The 18,231-nt window shown below is 56.1% G+C and carries 22 protein-coding genes and 1 tRNA gene; 21 read left to right on the top strand and 2 right to left on the bottom strand.

Annotated features, from left to right (window positions below; all coding sequences use genetic code 11):
• Positions 1 to 52 precede the first annotated feature (52 nt).
• The 9 genes from FN806_RS16265 to FN806_RS16225 all read left to right on the top strand — a co-directional run bounded on the left by FN806_RS16265 (position 53) and on the right by FN806_RS16225 (position 8,428).
• Positions 53 to 1,033, top strand: coding sequence for a Bug family tripartite tricarboxylate transporter substrate binding protein (locus FN806_RS16265; protein WP_142639048.1), 981 nt, complete (start codon positions 53 to 55; stop codon positions 1,031 to 1,033).
• Between the two features lie 63 nt (positions 1,034 to 1,096).
• Positions 1,097 to 1,528 (top strand): tripartite tricarboxylate transporter TctB family protein, encoded by a 432-nt coding sequence (locus FN806_RS16260; protein ID WP_142639045.1) that lies wholly within the window; start codon positions 1,097 to 1,099, stop codon positions 1,526 to 1,528.
• A 12-nt stretch (positions 1,529 to 1,540) separates the two neighbouring features.
• Positions 1,541 to 3,082, top strand: a complete 1,542-nt coding sequence (locus FN806_RS16255; protein WP_142639043.1) for a tripartite tricarboxylate transporter permease — start codon at positions 1,541 to 1,543, stop codon at positions 3,080 to 3,082.
• Positions 3,083 to 3,133: 51 nt separating this feature from the next.
• Entirely contained in the window at positions 3,134 to 4,219 is a 1,086-nt protein-coding gene (locus tag FN806_RS16250) for an isocitrate/isopropylmalate dehydrogenase family protein (protein WP_142639041.1), read from the top strand.
• Between the two features lie 83 nt (positions 4,220 to 4,302).
• Entirely contained in the window at positions 4,303 to 4,968 is a 666-nt protein-coding gene (locus FN806_RS16245; RefSeq protein ID WP_142639039.1) for an aspartate/glutamate racemase family protein, read from the top strand.
• Between the two features lie 11 nt (positions 4,969 to 4,979).
• Positions 4,980 to 6,257 (top strand): 3-oxo-tetronate kinase, encoded by a 1,278-nt coding sequence (otnK, locus tag FN806_RS16240; RefSeq protein ID WP_142639037.1) that lies wholly within the window; start codon positions 4,980 to 4,982, stop codon positions 6,255 to 6,257.
• On the top strand, positions 6,254 to 6,892 hold the full coding sequence (gene otnC / locus FN806_RS16235) for a 3-oxo-tetronate 4-phosphate decarboxylase (RefSeq protein ID WP_142639035.1): 639 nt from the start codon (positions 6,254 to 6,256) through the stop codon (positions 6,890 to 6,892). Before otnK ends, otnC begins: the two co-directional genes overlap by 4 nt.
• Positions 6,893 to 6,899: 7 nt before the next feature.
• The gene (gene rraA, locus FN806_RS16230) at positions 6,900 to 7,373 is read left to right on the top strand and encodes a ribonuclease E activity regulator RraA (RefSeq protein ID WP_142639033.1); all 474 of its coding nucleotides are present in this window, start codon (positions 6,900 to 6,902) and stop codon (positions 7,371 to 7,373) included.
• A 2-nt stretch (positions 7,374 to 7,375) separates the two neighbouring features.
• Positions 7,376 to 8,428, top strand: a complete 1,053-nt coding sequence (locus FN806_RS16225) for an AbrB family transcriptional regulator (RefSeq protein ID WP_271952447.1) — start codon at positions 7,376 to 7,378, stop codon at positions 8,426 to 8,428.
• A gap of 618 nt (positions 8,429 to 9,046) precedes the next feature.
• Here the strand turns inward: FN806_RS16225 and FN806_RS16220 are convergent.
• Positions 9,047 to 9,121, bottom strand: a tRNA-Thr gene (locus tag FN806_RS16220).
• Positions 9,122 to 9,204: 83 nt separating this feature from the next.
• On the opposite strand from FN806_RS16220, the gene FN806_RS20535 reads away from it, so the two are divergent.
• The 10 genes from FN806_RS20535 (at position 9,205) to FN806_RS16175 (ending at position 15,908) form a co-directional block, all read left to right on the top strand.
• Complete coding sequence (locus tag FN806_RS20535) at positions 9,205 to 9,360, top strand: hypothetical protein (protein ID WP_185956727.1); 156 nt, start codon at positions 9,205 to 9,207, stop codon at positions 9,358 to 9,360.
• 6 nt (positions 9,361 to 9,366) lie between these two features.
• Entirely contained in the window at positions 9,367 to 10,635 is a 1,269-nt protein-coding gene (gene murA, locus FN806_RS16215) for a UDP-N-acetylglucosamine 1-carboxyvinyltransferase (protein ID WP_142639029.1), read from the top strand.
• A complete protein-coding gene (locus tag FN806_RS16210; protein WP_142639027.1) occupies positions 10,632 to 11,108 on the top strand; it encodes a DUF2948 family protein in 477 nt (158 codons plus the stop codon). The genes murA and FN806_RS16210 overlap by 4 nt, the downstream gene beginning before the upstream one ends.
• Complete coding sequence (locus tag FN806_RS16205; protein WP_142639025.1) at positions 11,098 to 11,658, top strand: GNAT family N-acetyltransferase; 561 nt, start codon at positions 11,098 to 11,100, stop codon at positions 11,656 to 11,658. Before FN806_RS16210 ends, FN806_RS16205 begins: the two co-directional genes overlap by 11 nt.
• A 21-nt stretch (positions 11,659 to 11,679) precedes the next feature.
• On the top strand, positions 11,680 to 12,981 hold the full coding sequence (gene hisD / locus FN806_RS16200) for a histidinol dehydrogenase (RefSeq protein ID WP_142639023.1): 1,302 nt from the start codon (positions 11,680 to 11,682) through the stop codon (positions 12,979 to 12,981).
• 120 nt (positions 12,982 to 13,101) lie between these two features.
• A complete protein-coding gene (locus FN806_RS16195; RefSeq protein WP_142639021.1) occupies positions 13,102 to 13,899 on the top strand; it encodes a hypothetical protein in 798 nt (265 codons plus the stop codon).
• An 86-nt stretch (positions 13,900 to 13,985) separates the two neighbouring features.
• Positions 13,986 to 14,465 carry a UPF0262 family protein gene (locus FN806_RS16190; RefSeq protein ID WP_142639020.1) on the top strand — a complete coding sequence of 160 codons (480 nt, stop codon included), beginning with the start codon at positions 13,986 to 13,988 and terminating at the stop codon, positions 14,463 to 14,465.
• Positions 14,466 to 14,468: 3 nt separating this feature from the next.
• Positions 14,469 to 14,921: an arsenate-mycothiol transferase ArsC gene (locus FN806_RS16185; RefSeq protein ID WP_142639018.1), complete on the top strand. Its 453-nt coding sequence runs from the start codon at positions 14,469 to 14,471 to the stop codon at positions 14,919 to 14,921.
• A gap of 2 nt (positions 14,922 to 14,923) precedes the next feature.
• A complete protein-coding gene (locus tag FN806_RS16180; RefSeq protein ID WP_142639016.1) occupies positions 14,924 to 15,322 on the top strand; it encodes a ketosteroid isomerase-related protein in 399 nt (132 codons plus the stop codon).
• A complete protein-coding gene (locus FN806_RS16175) occupies positions 15,315 to 15,908 on the top strand; it encodes a GNAT family N-acetyltransferase (protein WP_142639014.1) in 594 nt (197 codons plus the stop codon). Before FN806_RS16180 ends, FN806_RS16175 begins: the two co-directional genes overlap by 8 nt.
• A 50-nt stretch (positions 15,909 to 15,958) precedes the next feature.
• Here FN806_RS16175 and FN806_RS16170 read toward each other — a convergent pair whose 3' ends face one another.
• On the bottom strand, positions 15,959 to 16,876 hold the full coding sequence (locus FN806_RS16170) for a hypothetical protein (protein ID WP_142639012.1): 918 nt from the start codon (positions 16,874 to 16,876) through the stop codon (positions 15,959 to 15,961).
• A 169-nt stretch (positions 16,877 to 17,045) separates the two neighbouring features.
• On the opposite strand from FN806_RS16170, the gene FN806_RS16165 reads away from it, so the two are divergent.
• Together FN806_RS16165 and infA are read left to right on the top strand one after the other, a co-directional pair.
• Complete coding sequence (locus tag FN806_RS16165) at positions 17,046 to 17,921, top strand: carbon-nitrogen hydrolase family protein (protein ID WP_142639010.1); 876 nt, start codon at positions 17,046 to 17,048, stop codon at positions 17,919 to 17,921.
• Between the two features lie 91 nt (positions 17,922 to 18,012).
• On the top strand, positions 18,013 to 18,231 hold the full coding sequence (gene infA, locus FN806_RS16160; RefSeq protein WP_005978431.1) for a translation initiation factor IF-1: 219 nt from the start codon (positions 18,013 to 18,015) through the stop codon (positions 18,229 to 18,231).

Here is an 18,231-nt window from a genome sequence, read left to right as displayed (position 1 = left end):
GCGAGAATCGCGCTATCGAACAACGAACAAATGGGAGGAATTACTCGTGTTCATGAAACTTACTCGTGCAAGCGCGTTCGCAACCGTTGCCTTGCTGGCCGGTGTGGGCACAGCATCGGCTGAATTCAAAGCTGAAAGCCCGCAATGCATCGCACCTTCTAATCCGGGCGGCGGTTGGGATTTCATCTGCCGTACGACTGCTAAATATCTGTTTGATCTGGGTGTCATCGAAGACTCGATGCAAGTCACCAATATGTCCGGCGGCGGCGGCGGTGTTGCCTTCGCGCACGTCACCAAAGAGCGCAACGAAGACAACAATCTGATCGTAGCTGCATCAATGTCCACTAGCGCACGTATCGCGCAGGGCATTTATGAGGGGGCCGTGCAAGACGATGTGCACTTCCTCGCGACCTTCGGTGCTGAGTACGGTGCCATCGCAGTGCGTGCAGACTCACCATTTCAAGACCTCAGCGACATGATGGACGCGATCCTTGAAGATCCGCGTTCTGTTGGTATTGCTGGCGGCTCTTCTGTCGGCAGTTTTGACCACATTAAACCGATGCTCGTTGCTCAGGAAGCTGGCATGGAAGACGTTACGCAACTGAAGTACGTCTCGTTTGATGGTGGCGGTGAAGCAATGACCGGGTTGCTTTCAGGTGCGACAGAAGCTCTGTCGGGCGATTTCTCTGAGATGCTGGGCTTCCTAGAGTCGGGTGACATTCGTATCATCGGCATCATGGCGCCAGAGCGTTTGGCCAACTACCCAGACATCCCGACTGCAAAGGAACTGGGCTATGATGTCGTAGGTGCAAACTGGCGCGGACTTTACATGCCTGCAGGTGCCTCGGACGAAGCGAAAGAGTTCTGGTCAAATGCGATCCAGACCATGGTTGCTGACCCGGGCTTCCAAGAGACCCTCGAAGCCGCCGCAATCGCGCCGTTCAACAACTTTGGCGACGACATGCACAACTTCGTAGCTGGTAGCATCGCAGATGTAACCAAGCTGTCGAAAGAGATTGGCATCATCGACTAATGCCATCAGGGCTGACCCGCTGCATCGGGTCAGCCCACTTCACTTAATTCTTGGGAGGGAAACATGAGTGACCGCATTTTTGGCGGCTTCGGCTTGGCTTTGGCCATCTTTTACATCTGGGCTGCATCAACAATCAAAGACAGCTTTATGGTTGATGTGGTTGGGCCCCGTGCTTTTCCTTACATCGTTGGCACTATCGTGGCCATCTGCTCGCTCTATTTCATTTTACGTCCCGATGACGAACCGGAATGGCCGCATATGCGCGAGTTCGCTGAAATCGTCTTCGCCGCTGTTGTCATGCTCATTTACAGCTGGGCGCTTCCCGAATTTGGCTTCTTGATTTCTACTGTATTTGCAACCGCTTACTTGACATGGCGCTTAGGGACGCAACCCCTTTGGTCCCTCGTCACAGGCGTCGGCACATCGGTAAGTATCTATGTCGTTTTCCACCTGATCCTCGGCCTTGCCTTGGCCAAAGGTCCACTTGGTTTCTGAGGAGCACTAGGCATGGAAATCCTTTCTCTTCTTGGTGATGGTTTTGCAATCGCACTCACCCCGCAAAACCTCCTACTGGCGGTTGTCGGGTGTTTTCTGGGGACGCTGATGGGTGCGCTGCCGGGTCTTGGCCCAGCAAATGGTGTCGCGATCTTGATTCCGATCGCGTTCTCACTGGGTCTGGACCCGACGGGGTCGCTGATCTTGCTTGTCAGTGTTTACTACGGCGCAATGTATGGCGGTCGTATCTCTTCGATCCTCTTGAATATCCCCGGCGATGAACCGGCCATGATGACCTGTTTGGATGGCTATCCAATGGCTCAGCAGGGCAAGGCAGGCGAGGCGCTGTCTTTGTCGGGCGTTGCGTCATTTGTTGGCGCATTCGTGGCAACTTGCGGTCTGGTCATTCTGGCTCCCCAGCTGGTTAAGATTGCGCTGTTGTTCGGTCCCGCGGAGTATTTTGTGTTGTTCACTGTTGCCTTCGCAACGCTTGGTGGGATCTCATCGACGAACCAAGCGAAGTCAGCCTTTGCAGCAGCGCTTGGTCTTGGCATTGCTATGATCGGCAGTGACAGCCAAACTGGCTCCCAACGTTTCACGTTCGACCACATTCATCTCTACGATGGTATCGACTTCCTGATCGCAATCGTCGGCCTGTTCGCGCTGAGTGAAGTGTTCATTTTCCTTGAACATCATCGCGGTGGTGCCGTTGGCTCGGCCGGAGTGACCAAGGTTGGCCGCATCATGCCCGATTTCGGAATGATCAAGCGCTGCATCCCCTCGATGGCACGCGGCACGGGTCTGGGTTTTTTCTCGGGCGTTCTGCCGGGAGCAGGCGCATCGCTGGGCTCGTTTCTGGCTTACTCGCTAGAAAAGCAAGCAGTTGACCGTGACGGCAAAACCTTTGGCAAAGGTGATCCAAGGGGCGTTGCGGCACCTGAAGCTGGCAACAATGCTGCCTCCGGTGGCGCGCTTGTACCGATGTTGGCATTAGGTGTACCGGGGTCGGGAACCACAGCGGTTTTGCTCGCAGTACTGCTACAGTTGAACATTACACCGGGTCCGCTTTTGTTCCAGAAAAGCCCGGACATTGTCTGGGGCCTAATCGCATCGCTGTTCCTCGCCAACTTCATTCTGCTGGCGATGAACATCCCGCTGGTTGGCATCTTTACCCGAGTATTGATGGTTCCGACCCGGATCCTGATGCCGATCGTCGCGATGATTTCCTTCGTGGGCATCTATTCGATCACAGGCTCGACATTTGATGTGATGTTGATGGTTGGCTTCGGTGTCGCTGGTTGGGTTTTGCGCAAGCTGGACGTGTCGTTGGTGCCGGTGATCCTCGGCATCCTTTTGGGCAACCAGATGGAAGTGAACCTGCGCCGCGCCATGACAATCTCCGATGGTGACTGGTTCATCCTTGTTGGCAGCCCTCTGGCGATCATCCTGTGGCTTATCGCAATTGCTGGCTTCGTTCTGCCCATGCTGATGGGTCGCAGAATGAAGAAGCGTATGGAAGCCGCCCGCAACGAAGAAGAATTCGTCGGCGACTAAGCCGGCGCCCCCCAAAGAATTTGGCTAACTGGCCAATCATAGGAGACTGATATGCGTATTATGACACTGCCTTGCGATGGTATTGGGCCGGAAATCATGGCAGCGACCCTTGAGGTTGTCGAAGCTGCAAACAATCGCTTTGATTTAGGGCTGACTTTTGAGGAAGCGATCTCAGGCTTCGACAGTCTGAAAAAGCACGGTATCACCTTGCAAGAAAGCGTGTTGGACCGGGCACGCACGGAATTCGACGGCGTGATCCTGGGCACTCAGTCCCACATGGACTACCCACCCTTGGCCGAAGGAGGTCGCAACGTTTCTGCTGGTTTCCGCATTGGCCTTGACCTCTATGCAAACGTGCGCCCTGCACGCACCCGAAGCTTCATCCCGAACAAAGCACCCGGTATGGATTTGGTTATTATGCGTGAGGCGACCGAGGGATTCTACCCCGATCGCAACATGTTTAGAGGCGTTGGTGAGATGATGCCCGATCCCGACATGGCGTTGTCGGTGCGCAAGATCACACGACATGGCTCTATGCGTATCTGTCGCGAAGGCTTCAAACTGGCGATGCAGCGCAACAAGAAAATCGCTGCCATCCACAAGGCGAACTCTTTTCTGATGACCGACGGGCTGTTCTTGGATTGCTTCCGCGAGGTGGCAAAAGACTTCCCAGAGGTCGAAACCGAGGAGTTGATCGTCGACGCCTTCGCCGCTTTACTGGTGCGCAAACCAGAAGTGTATGACGTTGTGGTCGCTACCAACTTCTACGGCGATATCTTGTCGGATCTGGCGTCGGAACTGTCTGGATCCCTCGGTCTTGCCGGGTCGATCAATGCCAATGCAGAAACTGGACTGTGCTGCGCCCAGGCACAACACGGATCGGCACCAGATATCCAGGGACAGAACGTGGCCAACCCGACATCTTTGATCTTGTCAGCTGCCATGATGCTGACCTGGCTGGGTGAACAGCGCGGCATCCAGAAGTTGATGGATGCTGGTAACGCGATTGCAGAGGCGGTTGATACAGTGATTGATGATCCAGCGAAGCGAACGCGCGATTTGGGTGGTTCCGTTAACTGTGATTCTTTCGGCTCCCTTGTCGCCGAGACGGTGGCGAGAGAAAGCATCGCTGCCTAGAGTTCCTCCCTGCGGGCAAATCGTCCGCATTTACCGGCGGCGCTGCACTCTTACAGCGTCGCCGAGTTATCAAGAGAAATCCAATGGCTGACCATCCTCGAGTTGCCCTGATACACGCCACGAAAGTGGCAATAGACCCGATCGAAGAAGCGGCGGCGAAGCTGTGGCCCGAAGCTGAGACAATTTCGATACTCGAAGAGGGGTTGTCTGTTGATCGGGCGAAATCGGCCGAGTTGTCAGGTGATCTCGTTCGCCGGATCGTCGATTTGTCGCGTTATGCAGAAGCAGCTGGAGCAGACGGAGTTTTGTTTACCTGTTCGGCATTTGGCTCGGCCATCGAGCGAGCAGACTTTGAATCTAACATCCCTGTCATGAAACCCAACGAAGCTATGTTCGATACGGCGTTTTCCTACGGGGACTGTGTTGTGATGCTCTATACCTTCCCACCAGCCGCCGGTGGGATGGAGGATGAATTCCGCGAGGCGGCCCGCGAAAAGGGCAGCACTGCGCAGATCTCGTCGATTTTCTGCGATGGTGCGCTTGATGCAAAGAAAGCAGGCGATGATGGTGCCCATAATCGTTTGATTGCCGACACTGCCGCCACAGTTGAAGACGCCGATGTCATTCTGCTGGCCCAGTTTTCCATGGCTGGTGCCGTGGATGCGGTGCGTGCTCGCACGGATATTCCAGTATTGACCAGCCCGGAGGCTGCGATTGAAGAAATCCGCCGCCGGATCGAACAGAAATAAGAGGTTCAGCCATGTTGATCGGCGTTATCGCGGATGATTTCACGGGTGGCAGCGATGTCGCCAACACGCTGGCCAAGGGCGTTGACGCTGAAGGTGGGCTACGTACCGCCCAATATCCTGGTGTGCCGACGGGGGCCGCAGCATCGGATATCGACGCCGGGATTGTCAGCTTGAAGTCGCGCTCGAATGCGGTAGAAGATGCAGTAAGCGAAAGCCTCGAGGCGCTTGGCTGGCTATTGGATCAGGGCTGTAAACAAATCCTTTTTAAGTACTGCTCCACCTTCGATTCTACGCCCAAGGGCAATATAGGCCCGGTTGCCGACGCCTTGAGCGCTGCGCTGGATGCGCAGAGAGTTGTCGTCTGTCCGGCCTTTCCGGCAACCGGACGCACGGTCTACCAGGGGCACCTCTTCGTGGGCGACGTGTTGCTGAGCGAAAGCGGGATGCAGAACCACCCGTTGACCCCAATGACCGATCCTGACTTACGTCGCTGGTTGCGTCAGCAAACCAAAAATTCGGTCGGGCACGTGCCACTTTCAACTGTATCGATGGGGTCTGAGCAGGTGCGGGCCGCAATTGTTGGCGCATCTGAAAAATTTCTCGTGGCCGATGCCGTGACGGATCAGCATCTTCTGATCTTAGCCGAAGCGCTTCAGGGGGCATCTTTGGTAACGGGCGGCTCCGGCATTGCATTGGGCTTGCCGCGCAACTTCATTCGCAACGGGATGGCCGAACCCAACGCGCCGACTGCCGAGGGTACATCAGGACCCGAAGCCATTCTGGCGGGCTCTTGTTCTGGGGCCACGCGAGGCCAGCTGGCCGAACACCAGAAGTCTCATCCGACCTTTGCCATCGACGTGCCCGGTGTCATGAACGATACTATCACCAAGGATGACCTGTTGACCTTCATCGTCGACAATACGGGAAACGCTCCTCTGATCTATTCCTCTGGCACACCCAAAGAGGTGAAAGATATCCAGACCAAGTTTGGTCGCGAGGCCGTAGCTACGAAACTGGACGATCTGTTTGCCGATACGGCACGTGCACTGGTGCAGCGCGGGTATCGCCGAATCGTGGTTGCAGGAGGCGAAACTTCTGGAGCAGTGGCGCAGGCCGTAGCCGACGAACTAGGCGCACCCGCGATGCGCATCGGCGCAGAGATCGATCCGGGTGTTCCGGTTCTGACCTTGGGCGACGATCAACCGATCTCGCTTGCGCTGAAATCAGGCAATTTTGGCGCGCCCGATTTTTTCACCAAAGCACTGCGCATGATGGAGGGGCAAAAGTGAACACCGAAGCAGAACTCCGCCAACAGATGTCGGACCTTTGTGCGTCGCTGTTCAACCGGGGCTTCTCTGTCGGCACGGCAGGCAATGTTTCGGCCCGTCTGCCTGATGGCATCCTGATGACTCCGACTAACTCCACCTTGGGCGCGATTGACCTCGACCGGATCAGCAAGATCGACCTAGAGGGCAACCATGTCGCAGGCGACCGGCCTACCAAAGAGGTCTTTTTGCATCAGGCCTTTTATGAAACCCGCCAGCAGGCTGGTGCCGTGGTGCACCTTCATTCGACTTGGGCGACCGCGCTATCTTGTTTGGAAGACACCAATCCTGATGACTGCATCCCACCGCTGACACCCTATGTTGTGATGCGGGTCGGCACGGTGAAATTAGTGCCCTATGTCAAGCCGGGCGATCCGAAATCAGGTGATCTGATCCGCGATCTGAAGGGTGCCTACAGCGCTGTTCTGCTCGCCAACCACGGCCCTGTGGTGTCGGCCAAAGATCTGTTCTCTGCAGTGTGCGCAGCAGAAGAGCTGGAAGAAACCGCCAAGCTTCTTGTGGCGTTGCGCGGTCGAAAGACGCGCTTTTTGAGCGAGGCCGACGTGGCCGACCTAAGAGCAACTTACTCAAATATGTGAGGCCGATATGAAAACCGCTGATCTGATTGATAACCATGCGAACGACCTTGCATTAGTGCATCTGCCTTTTCGCCGTTTCGGGACCCGCACCAATTTTGCGGCTCAGGTGCAGACGGTGAAGTGTTTCGAGGACAATACTGAAGTGCGCGCTCAGCTGGAAACTCCGGGTGAGGGGCGCGTGCTGGTTGTCGATGGAGGCGCGTCCACCCGTATTGCAATTCTGGGCGACATTCTGGCCGGGTTGGCAATCAAGAATGGCTGGACCGGTCTGATTTTGAATGCAGCGATACGTGACAGTATCGAGATTGACCAGATGGATACGCTGGTATTTGCGCTTGGGACAAGCCCGGTAAAAAGCGCAAAAGAAGGCTGGGGCAAAGTTGGTCAAAAGATTGGATTTGGTGGCGTCACGTTTGAGCCGAACGATTGGGTTTATGGTGATGCGGACGGGGTGTTGCTCAGCAAAGAGCAACTGGTCTGATTTTGCGACAAAGCTCATATTGCTTTCTCTTTGCGACGATAGCCGCTGCAAGCATCGCTGGATGGGTGGTTTCGCGCACCGGCCTGCCTCTGGGCTGGATGATCGGGTCTATGTTGGCGACGGCGGCGGCCTCGCTGGCCCGTTTGCCAGTTCAAACCCCCAGTTTGCTGCTCAATATCATACGCGCCTCCATCGGCGTGATGCTGGGGGCCGCTTTTACCAGTGAATTGATTTCATCCGTTGGAACCTGGTGGCCGACATTACTTTGTTTGATCCTGTCTCTTGCGGTGATGTTTGCGGCAGGATTCCTTTTCCTGCGCAAGATCTTGCGGTTTGAGGCGACAACCGCTGCCCTTTGCGCGATGCCCGGAGGCATTGCAGAGATGGTGTTGCTGTCTGACCGAGAGGGCGCAGATCAGACCCGCGTTGCAATTATACACGCGCTTCGGATTGCCCTTGCGATCCTGTTCATCCCCGTGTTGATCAGCCAGATTGCGACGATTGAACCAGCCGCAGGCAACGCATCGATGAATGTTGCGACCCTGACGGGACAGGACTGGCTGTGGATTGTGATCTGCATTCTCGCGGGACTCTTCGCGCGCGGCTGGCGAAGGTTGCCCGCGCCCATCGTGATTGTGCCGATGCTGATCAGCGCGGCGCTGCACCTCTCGGGGGCGTCGGATTTCAACGTTCCAGGGTCAATTACAATCGTCATCCAGGTTTTCATCGGAATCAACGTAGGTGGGCGTTTCGCAGGTGCCCCGCTCAAGAGCCTGACTGCTTCGTTTGGCGCGGCCTTCATAGTCGTCGGCGTTCAAATCGGCACGGCCTTCACCGCAGCGCTTCTGGTCGCACAAGGGGTTGGTGTTGATCCGGTTTCGTTGGTTCTTGCCTATGCGCCCGGCGGGCTGGCGGAAATGTCAATTATCGCGCTGAGCTATGATCGTGACGTGGCTTTTGTCGGTGTGCATCATGTCTTTCGGGTCATGCTTGCCCTCGCTTTGGCACCGCTTTTGTTGTCATGGCTCATCAGATCTCCGAAGGACGCAAAATGAGATATTTGCCGGTAGAGACCGGTGGCAAACCGCTTCAGGTGACCGATCAGCCGGGCATGCTTGGGGTTGAGACGACTACGCGAAACCGAAAGAGCAGCTGGTCACTTAGTCCTCTGTTGCGCCATTGCAACGAAAGTGCAGTTTTGAACCAGGCCTCTAAGACCACTCGGCAATGGCCGCTTTGGCGATATCAGCTGCATCGCAGCGACGTGTCCGCCGCACATGCGAGCAAATTCTGCGTCAGCAATAGCCGCACATGCACAAGTCCGCTTTGTCCCGCAATGCGGACATAAAATCAAATTTCCTGAACGTCCGCTATTGGTGCGAAGGGATACTCGAACCCAAAACTCTAGTTCGACGGGCTCCAACCAACAGATAGTGGACCTACCCCAATAAAAGTAGCCTTGGAAAAACGCGTCACAGAAAGTGTGAGAGGCTCACAGGCTTGCGTTCGATCAGCTGAAGGGGTGCCAAGGGGCGGGGGGTGGAGCTCGTCTATGAAGGCAAGGCCCCGACCATGCGACGTTAACAACGGACGTATTTTGCTAAGGCGTGGTCGCCATGTGGTCGCCACTTATGTGGTGCCAGCAGAGTAAATCTCGTAAATTATTGATTTTATGGTGCTGCTGGAGAGAATTGAACTCTCGACCTCTCCCTTACCAAGGGAGTGCTCTACCTCTGAGCTACAGCAGCGCTGTGGGCGGGTGATTAGACTCAAACGAAACGCGGCGCAAGGGTGTCTGGACGGTTTTTTTCGCCTCCTGTAGAGAAAGGTTATGGCAGAAAAAAATACACCTAAAAAACACGGCAGATCCGGCGATGTGCGCGAAGAGCGGCTGAAAGCGGCGCTCAAGGCGAATATGGCGCGGCGTAAGGCGCAGGCTAAGGCGCGGGCAACCCAGAACGGCAAAGCCGACAAAGACGAGGGATAAGAGCAGATGGATTCGATTCTGGTGACAGGCAACGGGCCGCTTAAAGGTCAGATACCGATTGCAGGGGCAAAAAACGCGTGTCTGACGCTGATGCCGGCGACCTTGCTCAGCGAAGAACCGCTGACGCTGACCAATGCGCCTCGGCTGAGCGACATCAAGACGATGACGGCTTTGCTGCGGTCCTTGGGGGCCGAGGTGTCGTCATTGCAGGATGGTCAGGTGATCGCAATGTCCAGCCACGACCTGACCAGTCAGACGGCGGACTATGACATCGTGCGAAAGATGCGCGCGTCAAACCTTGTGCTGGGTCCTTTGCTGGCGCGGTTCGGGCAGGCAGTCGTCTCGCTGCCCGGAGGCTGTGCAATCGGCGCGCGTCCGATGGATCTGCACGTCGAAGGGCTCGAGGCGCTGGGCGCTGAGATTGAGCTTAAGGACGGGTATCTGCATGCCAAAGCTGTGGGCGGGTTGAAAGGTGCCGTGCATGAGATGCGATTTGCATCCGTGGGCGCGACCGAGAACATTGTCATGGCGGCCACGCTGGCTAAAGGCACAACGGTTCTGAAGAACGCGGCGCGCGAACCTGAAATCGTCGATTTGGTCGAGTGTCTGAGGAAGATGGGTGCCCAGATTTCCGGTGAAGGCACGCCGACCATCGAAATTCAAGGCGTAGACCGGTTGCATGGCGCCACCCATCAAGTAGTCACTGACCGGATCGAGCTGGGCACCTATATGCTGGCGCCGGCGATTTGTGGTGGAGAAGTCGAACTGTTGGGCGGGCGGATGTCTCTGGTGGAATCATTTGCCGGGAAACTGGATGCGGCGGGCGTGAATGTCTCGGAAACAGCAAACGGTCTTTTGGTCGCCCGCAAGAACGGGCGCGTCAAAGCCGTGGATGTCGTGACCGAGCCGTTCCCGGGTTTTCCGACCGACCTGCAGGCCCAGATGATGGCGCTGATGTGCACGGCCGAAGGTATCTCGGTGCTTGAAGAACGCATTTTCGAGAACCGTTTCATGCACGCCCCCGAATTGGTGCGGATGGGCGCGAATATCGAAGTGCACGGTGGCACGGCAACCGTGACTGGTGTCGAACGTCTGAAGGGCGCGCCGGTTATGGCGACAGATCTGCGTGCTTCGGTTTCGCTGATACTGGCGGGGCTGGCTGCTGAAGGTGAAACAACTGTCAGCAGGGTCTATCATCTGGATCGTGGGTATGAGCATGTTGTGCGCAAGTTGGAAGGCGTGGGCGCCAAAATTGAACGGATCAAAGACCAATGACAGACGCAAGTTTCCACGATGGGCGTGAGGCTCCACTGAATCTGGGTGCAGAGGATGGGGATGACCTTCGGGTGATCTCGACTTTGACACAGGATGCAGTGTTCCCCGTATCCGAAATGACCTGGCATCCGTCGCAGCGCCGCTTTGGCCTGTTGCTGAACCGTTTCCGCTGGGAGGACAAGGATGCGGCCACGCGCCGGGGCCGTCCATTCGAAAGGGTGCAGTCTGTGCTGGTGTTCGCTTCCGTTCTAACCGTGGCCAGCCAGGGTATCGACCGTAGCGAGAAGGATTTGGTGATGTCCTTGCTTTCGGTCGATTTTGAACCCGGCGAAGACGGCGCGGGTCAGATTTTGCTGACATTGGCCGGTGATGGCGCGATCCGCCTGTCGGTCGAGGCAATAGACGTCACGCTCAAAGATGTGACCCGCCCGTATCAGGCGCCGTCGGGGCAAGCACCGCATCATGCAGAATAAGCGCGGTATCGCGCAGGCCTTCTCAGAACCACCCGCTGGTCTGATGTTGCGCCGCGCGACCGTGTTTGATGTCTTTGATTTAAGCCGCGTACTGATCCGTTCGATCACGCAGCTGTGCCGGGTGGATCATGGCGATGATCCACAGGCCGTTGCGGAATGGACCGCCAATAAAGACCCGGAGACCATTCGGGGTTGGATCAAGGCCGGAGCGCAGATTTGGCTGGCCGAGCGCGCAGGTCAGGTTGCGGCTGTCGGCGGATTGCGTGAGGGCGGCGAGATCACGCTGCTCTATATCGACCCGGCTCATACCGGTCTTGGGGTGGGAAGCGCGTTGTTGGCCCGGCTGGAACAGGAACTGGCCGCTGCCGGTTGCACCGAGGCACAGCTTGAGGGGACACGGACGGCCCAGGCGTTTTATATCCGGCATGGCTGGAAACCGACTGGCGGCTGCGCGGCGCGCAAAAGCATATCCTGTTTTGAGATGCGCAAATCGCTGCACCCGGTGGACTCAGGGTTGAGGACAGCCCATCCCGGCGATATGACCCGGTGAAACGCCACGGAGTGCCAGATCATGCCCGTTTTTCTAGACACCACGTCGCCCGAGTTTGAAGCCGCTTTTCAAACCCTGCTGTCGGCCAAGCGCGAAGACAGCCCGGATGTGGATGCCATCGTCGCGCAGATCATTGACGATGTGCGGGTCCGTGGGGATGAGGCGGTAATCGAACTGACGGCCAAATTCGACCGGTTAGAGCTGACACCGGATACGCTGGCCTTTTCGGCAGAGGAAATCGACGCCGCCATTGCGCAGGTCTCGGACGCGGATCGTCAGGCGCTCGAACTGGCAGCCGAACGCATCCGGGCCTATCACGAGAAACAGATGCCCGCCGATCACCAATGGACGGATGAGGCCGGGGCGACCCTTGGCTGGCGCTGGTCCGCAGTGTCTGCGGCGGGGCTGTATGTGCCGGGAGGGCTGGCCTCGTATCCGTCGTCGGTTCTGATGAACGCGATCCCGGCCAATGTCGCAGGGGTCGAGCGTCTGGCCATCGCCGTGCCCACCCCAGACGGTCAGGCGAACCCTCTGGTCCTTTTGGCCGCGCGCCTGTCAGGCGTGACTACGGTCTATCGCATCGGCGGGGCGCAGGCGATTGCGGCACTGGCCTATGGAACAGATACCATTGCAGCGGTGGACAAGATCACAGGCCCCGGAAACGCCTTTGTCGCCGCAGCCAAGCGCCGTGTCTTTGGCAAGGTCGGCATCGACATGATTGCGGGCCCGTCCGAGATTCTGGTCATTGCCGACAAGGATAACGATCCGGATTGGATCGCGCTGGACCTGCTCAGCCAGGCTGAGCATGACGAAAGTGCTCAGTCGATCCTGATCACGGATAGTGCTGAATTTGGGCGGGCTGTGGCGCAAGCCGTAGACAAACGTCTTGAAACTCTGCAGCGCCGGGCGATTGCAGGTGCCAGCTGGCGCGATTTTGGTGCGGTGATCACTGTGGGCAGTCTGGATGAGGCAGCCTCTCTGTCGAACCGAATTGCCCCGGAACACCTTGAGCTATGCGTCGCAGATCCCGTCGCTCTGAGCGAAAAGACAATTCACGCAGGTGCAATCTTTCTTGGTCAATACACACCCGAGGCAATCGGGGATTATGTTGGTGGGCCTAATCACGTCCTACCCACTGCTCGGTCGGCGCGTTTTTCTTCCGGTCTGAGTGTGATGGATTTCCTGAAACGCACGACGCTCAGCCAGATGACACCCGAAGCCCTGCGGGCAATCGGGCCAGCGGCAGAGCAACTTGCGCAGTCGGAAAGCCTCGAGGCGCACGGGCTGTCCGTGACCGCACGGTTGAAGCGATTGAACGGTTGATCACCTATGGTCAGAGGGTCACACCTGCAATTACCTCATCCGATTTTCCCCGATAGGGCTTGAAATCAAGGGGCAAATTGCGGCGCTCTTTATGTGCGACCGGATCTAAAGGAGGTTGATTTGGAACGTGTGGCGACCCTCTGGATCGGTAAGCGCTTTAGCTTTTTGGAACATCTGTGCCTGAAGTCCTTCGCCGATGTCGACCAGAAGCCAATCGTCTATCACTATGGCGATCTTGAAGACATTCCGGATTATATCGAGCCGCGCGATGCCCGCGAAATTTATGATACTCCCGAGATCTACCGCGATCCGATAACCCGATCCGTGGCCGTTCATGCAGATCTTTTCCGTCTGCAGTTGATGCAAAAAACCAACTATATCTGGGCCGATGCGGATGCTTATGCGGTCCGGCCATTCGAGACAAAGAACGGGTATCTTTTTCCGAATGCGAACCTCAAGAAACAACGGATCATGAACGGTGTACTTGCGTTGCCCAGCGACAGTCCGGGGCTGCAGGCCATGTGCAAATATGCTTTTGACAGCGATCTGGTGCCGCCATGGTGGACACAAGAGCAAAAGGAAACCTACCGCCAAATGTTCAACGGGTCGACTTATTGGAGCCTGCCAATTTTCAGCTTTGGTCCGCCCATGCTGTTTCACTTTCTTTATGGCACACCAGAGCATGAGATGGCTGTGCACAGGTCGGTCCTCTATCCTATCCCATTGCGATATCGCGGCCTTTGGAATGACCCCGACCTTTCCAAACTGGATTTTCTGAAGTGGGACCAACAGATGTCTGTCCATTTTTTTGGATCCTGGTTCCGAAAGATCTTTCTTGGCCGCCAAATCAACTCTGGTTCACTGGTCGATACGCTGTTGCGCAAACACGGAATAGATCCGTCCGAACACCCGCTTTGACGATTTTCGTCGGACGGGCGGTCACTGCGTTGCCCATTTATTTCCATTGGGATAAGTCTGTCCCGACCTGAACGGACCAAACGACCATGACCCGAATTTCGCACATCGAACTGGATGATAGAAACTTGCCCCCGCCGACTCCCGAGATCGAGCAGGAGCGCAAAGTGGCAATCTATGATCTGCTTGAGGATAACGCTTTCGCGCTGCCCAAACGCGATGATCGTGTGGTTCCGGAAGGGCCGTATCATGTGCAACTCTCGATCCGTGACAAGCGTTTGGTCTTCGACATTGCCACCGAAGCCGAAGAAAAAGCGGCCGAGTTCCATCTGTCCCTTGGACCATTCAGGCAGGTGGTCAAGGACTACTTCCAGATCTGTGAAAGCTATTTCGACGCCGTAAAGACTTTGCCGCCCAGCCAGATCGAAACCATCGATATGGCCCGGCGCGGTATCCACAATGAAGGCAGTCGGGTGTTGCAGGAACGTCTGGAAGGCAAGGCCGAAGTTGATTCAGACACAGCCCGTCGCCTGTTCACGTTGATCTGCGTATTGCATTTCGGGGGGTGACGGGTGACGTCTCTGCCGCAGTCCATCTTGTTCTGTTGCGACCACAATTCGGTCCGATCTCCGATGGCCGAAGGCATCATGAAGAAGTTTTATGGCACCGGCACCTATGTGCAATCCGCCGGGGTGCACAACGATCTTGAGATCGATGGCTTTTGCATTTCGGTCTGTCATGAAATTGACGTCGAGCTTTCACGTCACCGGTCCCGGTCGTTCGATGAAATGCAGGAATGGGGCGACGACCTCAGCTCGTTCGATCTGATTGTAGCGCTGTCGCCGGCCAGCCAGCGCCGTGCGCTGGATTTGACGCGGGTTTTTCATCTGGATGTCGATTATTGGCCAATAATGGACCCTACCGGGCTGGGCGAAAGCCGCGAGGAAAAGTTACATCACTACCGACAGACCCGCGATCAGATCATTCAGCATCTGAAGGACCGCTGGGGCGAACCAACGGAGTGACCATGAACGAAACCGTCAAAACCTATTTCGAAGCCTTCAACGCCGGGGACGTAACCGGCATGCTGGCCTGTTTGTCCGACGACGTGGCCCATCATGTGAACGAAGGGCAGATACGAGTGGGCAAAGAGAGATTCGCAGCTTTTTGTGACCACATGAACCGCTGCTATCGCGAGAACCTCACCGATATCGTAGTGTTCGCGGCCGAGGGCGGTACTCGTGCCGCCGCTGAATTCATCGTGAACGGCACCTATCTTGAGACGGATGAAGGCCTGCCCAAAGCACGCGGGCAGACCTACCACCTACCAGCCGGGTCGTTCTTTGACCTGAAGGATGGCAAGATCACGCGGGTCACCACCTATTACAACCTGGCCGACTGGACCAAGCAGGTCTCGAATGGCTGAGGTCACAGGCGTTCGCGCCTTGACCGGGGCGGCGCTTGAGGCGGTTCTGGATGACGTCGCTCGCTTGCGGATCGAGGTGTTTCGGGCATGGCCGTATCTTTATGACGGCGATCTGGAATACGAGCGGAAATACCTGCAATCCTACCGTGACAGCGACAGATCCATCGTTGTTGGTGCCTTTGACGGGGATCGTCTGATCGGCGCATCGACCGGTGCCCCGCTAGCCGACCATGCCGCCGATTTCGCGGCGGCCTTCGATGGCTCTGGGCTGGACTTGTCCCAGATCTTCTACTGCGCGGAATCCGTCTTGCTGCCCAACTATCGCGGGCAGGGCGTGGGGCATAGGTTCTTTGACTTGCGCGAAGCCCATGCGCGCAGCTTTGGCTTCACGAAATGCGCCTTTTGCGGTGTGCAACGCACGACCGATCACCCGATGCGGCCTGATACCTACCGCCCGCTGGATGCTTTTTGGAGCGCGCGGAAGTATGAGCCGTTGCCCGGCGCTATTGCGCAGTTTTCGTGGAGGGATATCGGTGAAGAAGGCGAGACGCTGAAGCCTTTGCAATTCTGGATCAGGGATTTGTAGGTGGTTTTGCCCGCTGTGCGGAGAAAGCCGAAATCAACGTCTACCGGCCCTCATCCATCATGATTTTCTACGCACCTGATCACAGACGCTTCAAGAAGCTCGCGATTGAAGGGCATGCTTTTGGCTGGCGTGCCTAGAAGGACAAAAGATGTTTTCCAAGTCGCTTCGCAAAATCCAGCGGCGCCCATCCATGCGACATAGGCTGAGAATCGCATACCGCTGAGCTCTAGTTCGACCGGGTCATAGACAGGTTCAGTCGGTAACAGCTCCAGGTCCGGTTGCTGGCCTCGGATTACGTTCAGAGCAACCTTTACTCCAGTGCTGTCAATCCAATCCTCTGACTCGGCACCTGTTCTTTCCGACTCCAGATAATCCAAAAACTCTTGAAGAGTTTCTTCTTTGGTGTCCGGGCTCTCAAGCAGCTTTGCAAAAGTAATTAGTCTTTTTTGATGGTATCCGCCCGGCTCCAGGCGTTGCGCTAGGCTGCGAAGTAACTCGGCATCTCCGGTGGCTATTGGCATATAGTATTGGCTTGTCAGCGAGTTGTTCGTCGAGGCAAGTAATTCAAGCGCTTCCTCGACGCACCCGTTTAACCAGTAAGCGGAGATGATCCTGCTTTGATCCCTCGGGTTCGAACGGGAGAAGTCAGTCAGTTGAATGACATCATAAAGCGAACCATCTTGCAGTTTCTTCCTGAGCGCCCCTTTGTCGCCATCGAATTGCATTAATGCCGTCCGCATCAAATAGAACTTTAACTCATCCCGCTGTTCGCGGGCGGGTTCTTTGGACATAAGCAACATGGTCAAACTGGCTCGTCTAACGTCTTGCTCTTTGCCATCACCCAAACCATCCAAAAACAACTGAGTAAGCGGTTCGTCGTGCCATGTTGGCGTATCAAAACAGTCCGCAAGCGCGGGCACAGATAAGCACGTTGTTCCTAAAACCAAGCAAAGGATTCTAAAATTCATCACTGGAAAATCCTCAATTTTCTTGCTCTCATTTACCAGTGCTGAAGTTCGTATGCCATGGGCTTACAAATGAACTAGCTGTCCTAAATTCAATGTGTCACGGTTGGGCTATACAGTCCACGAACGCACACTTAGATTTCAGCCGAGTTAAGACTGCAAGGAATGCCCCATGAGACTTGCCACCGCCGCCTATAACCTCGACTGGCTCGAAAACTGGGCGCAGTATGAAGATAAGCTGGCCCGCTGGGTCTCGGATGCCGCAGGGCAGGGGGCAGATCTTCTCGTTTTCCCCGAGTATGGCGCGATGGAATTGTCGACTTTGGACGGGGCCGAAGTAGCGGGTGATCTAGAGCGTTCGATCCGTGCTGTTTCAGATCGGATGGGGGACGTGCAGGCCCTGCATTCGCGTTTGGCTCAAGAGCATGAGACCTACATCCTGGGCGCATCCGCTCCAGTGATTGACGGGTCAGGCCGTCCGGTAAACCGGGCTGTGCTCTACGCTCCGAACGGGACGTTTGACCATCAGGACAAACAGATCATGACCCGCTTTGAACGCGAAGACTGGGATATCGCGCCGGGCGGACCACTGAAATTGTTTGATACCCCACTTGGAAAAATCGGAATCCTGATCTGCTATGACAGTGAATTCCCCCTGCTGGGCAGAGCCCTAAGTGAGGCGGATATAATCCTGGTTCCCTCATGCACCGAGGCGTTGGCAGGATACTGGCGTGTCCGCATCGGGGCTATGTCGCGTGCGCTGGAAAACCAATGTGTTACGGTCATGGCGTCTCTGGTGGGCAAAAACGAATGGTCCGATGCGGTGGATATGAATACAGGAACGGGCGGTATTTTTGGTCCACCTGACAAGGGTTTTCCCGCGACCGGAGTGTTAGCAGAGGGTGCGCTGAACCAACCTGGCTGGACCTATGCCGACGTCGACTTGACTACGATCGCCAATGTGCGCCGGGATGGCCATGTGTTGAACCGCGCCCATTGGGACGAGCAGTGCGGTCGAGTCGAAACAGTCACAATATCCTCTCTTTAGGTGAATACGCCCTTGAAATAAGCCCCAAATAGGCTCATTTAGGCGCACATCCCCGTAGATTCTGCGGGTGCAACGTAATTATGGAGACAACATGGCCAAGGAAGATACGCTCGAATTTCCCGGTGTCGTGAAGGAACTCCTGCCTAATGCGACGTTTCGGGTCGAGCTGGAAAACGGCCATGAGATCATCGCACATACGGCAGGCAAGATGCGCAAAAACCGCATCCGTGTTCTGGCTGGCGACAAAGTTCAAGTCGAGATGACCCCCTACGATCTGACCAAAGGTCGGATCAACTATCGCTTTAAGTAA

The sequence above is a fragment of the Ruegeria faecimaris genome, assembly GCF_900182615.1.
In the GTDB taxonomy this organism is placed as follows: Bacteria; Pseudomonadota; Alphaproteobacteria; order Rhodobacterales; family Rhodobacteraceae; genus Ruegeria; species Ruegeria faecimaris.
The sequence above is the reverse complement of the archived record's forward strand: the minus strand, read 5'-3'. Positions and strand labels throughout refer to the sequence as shown.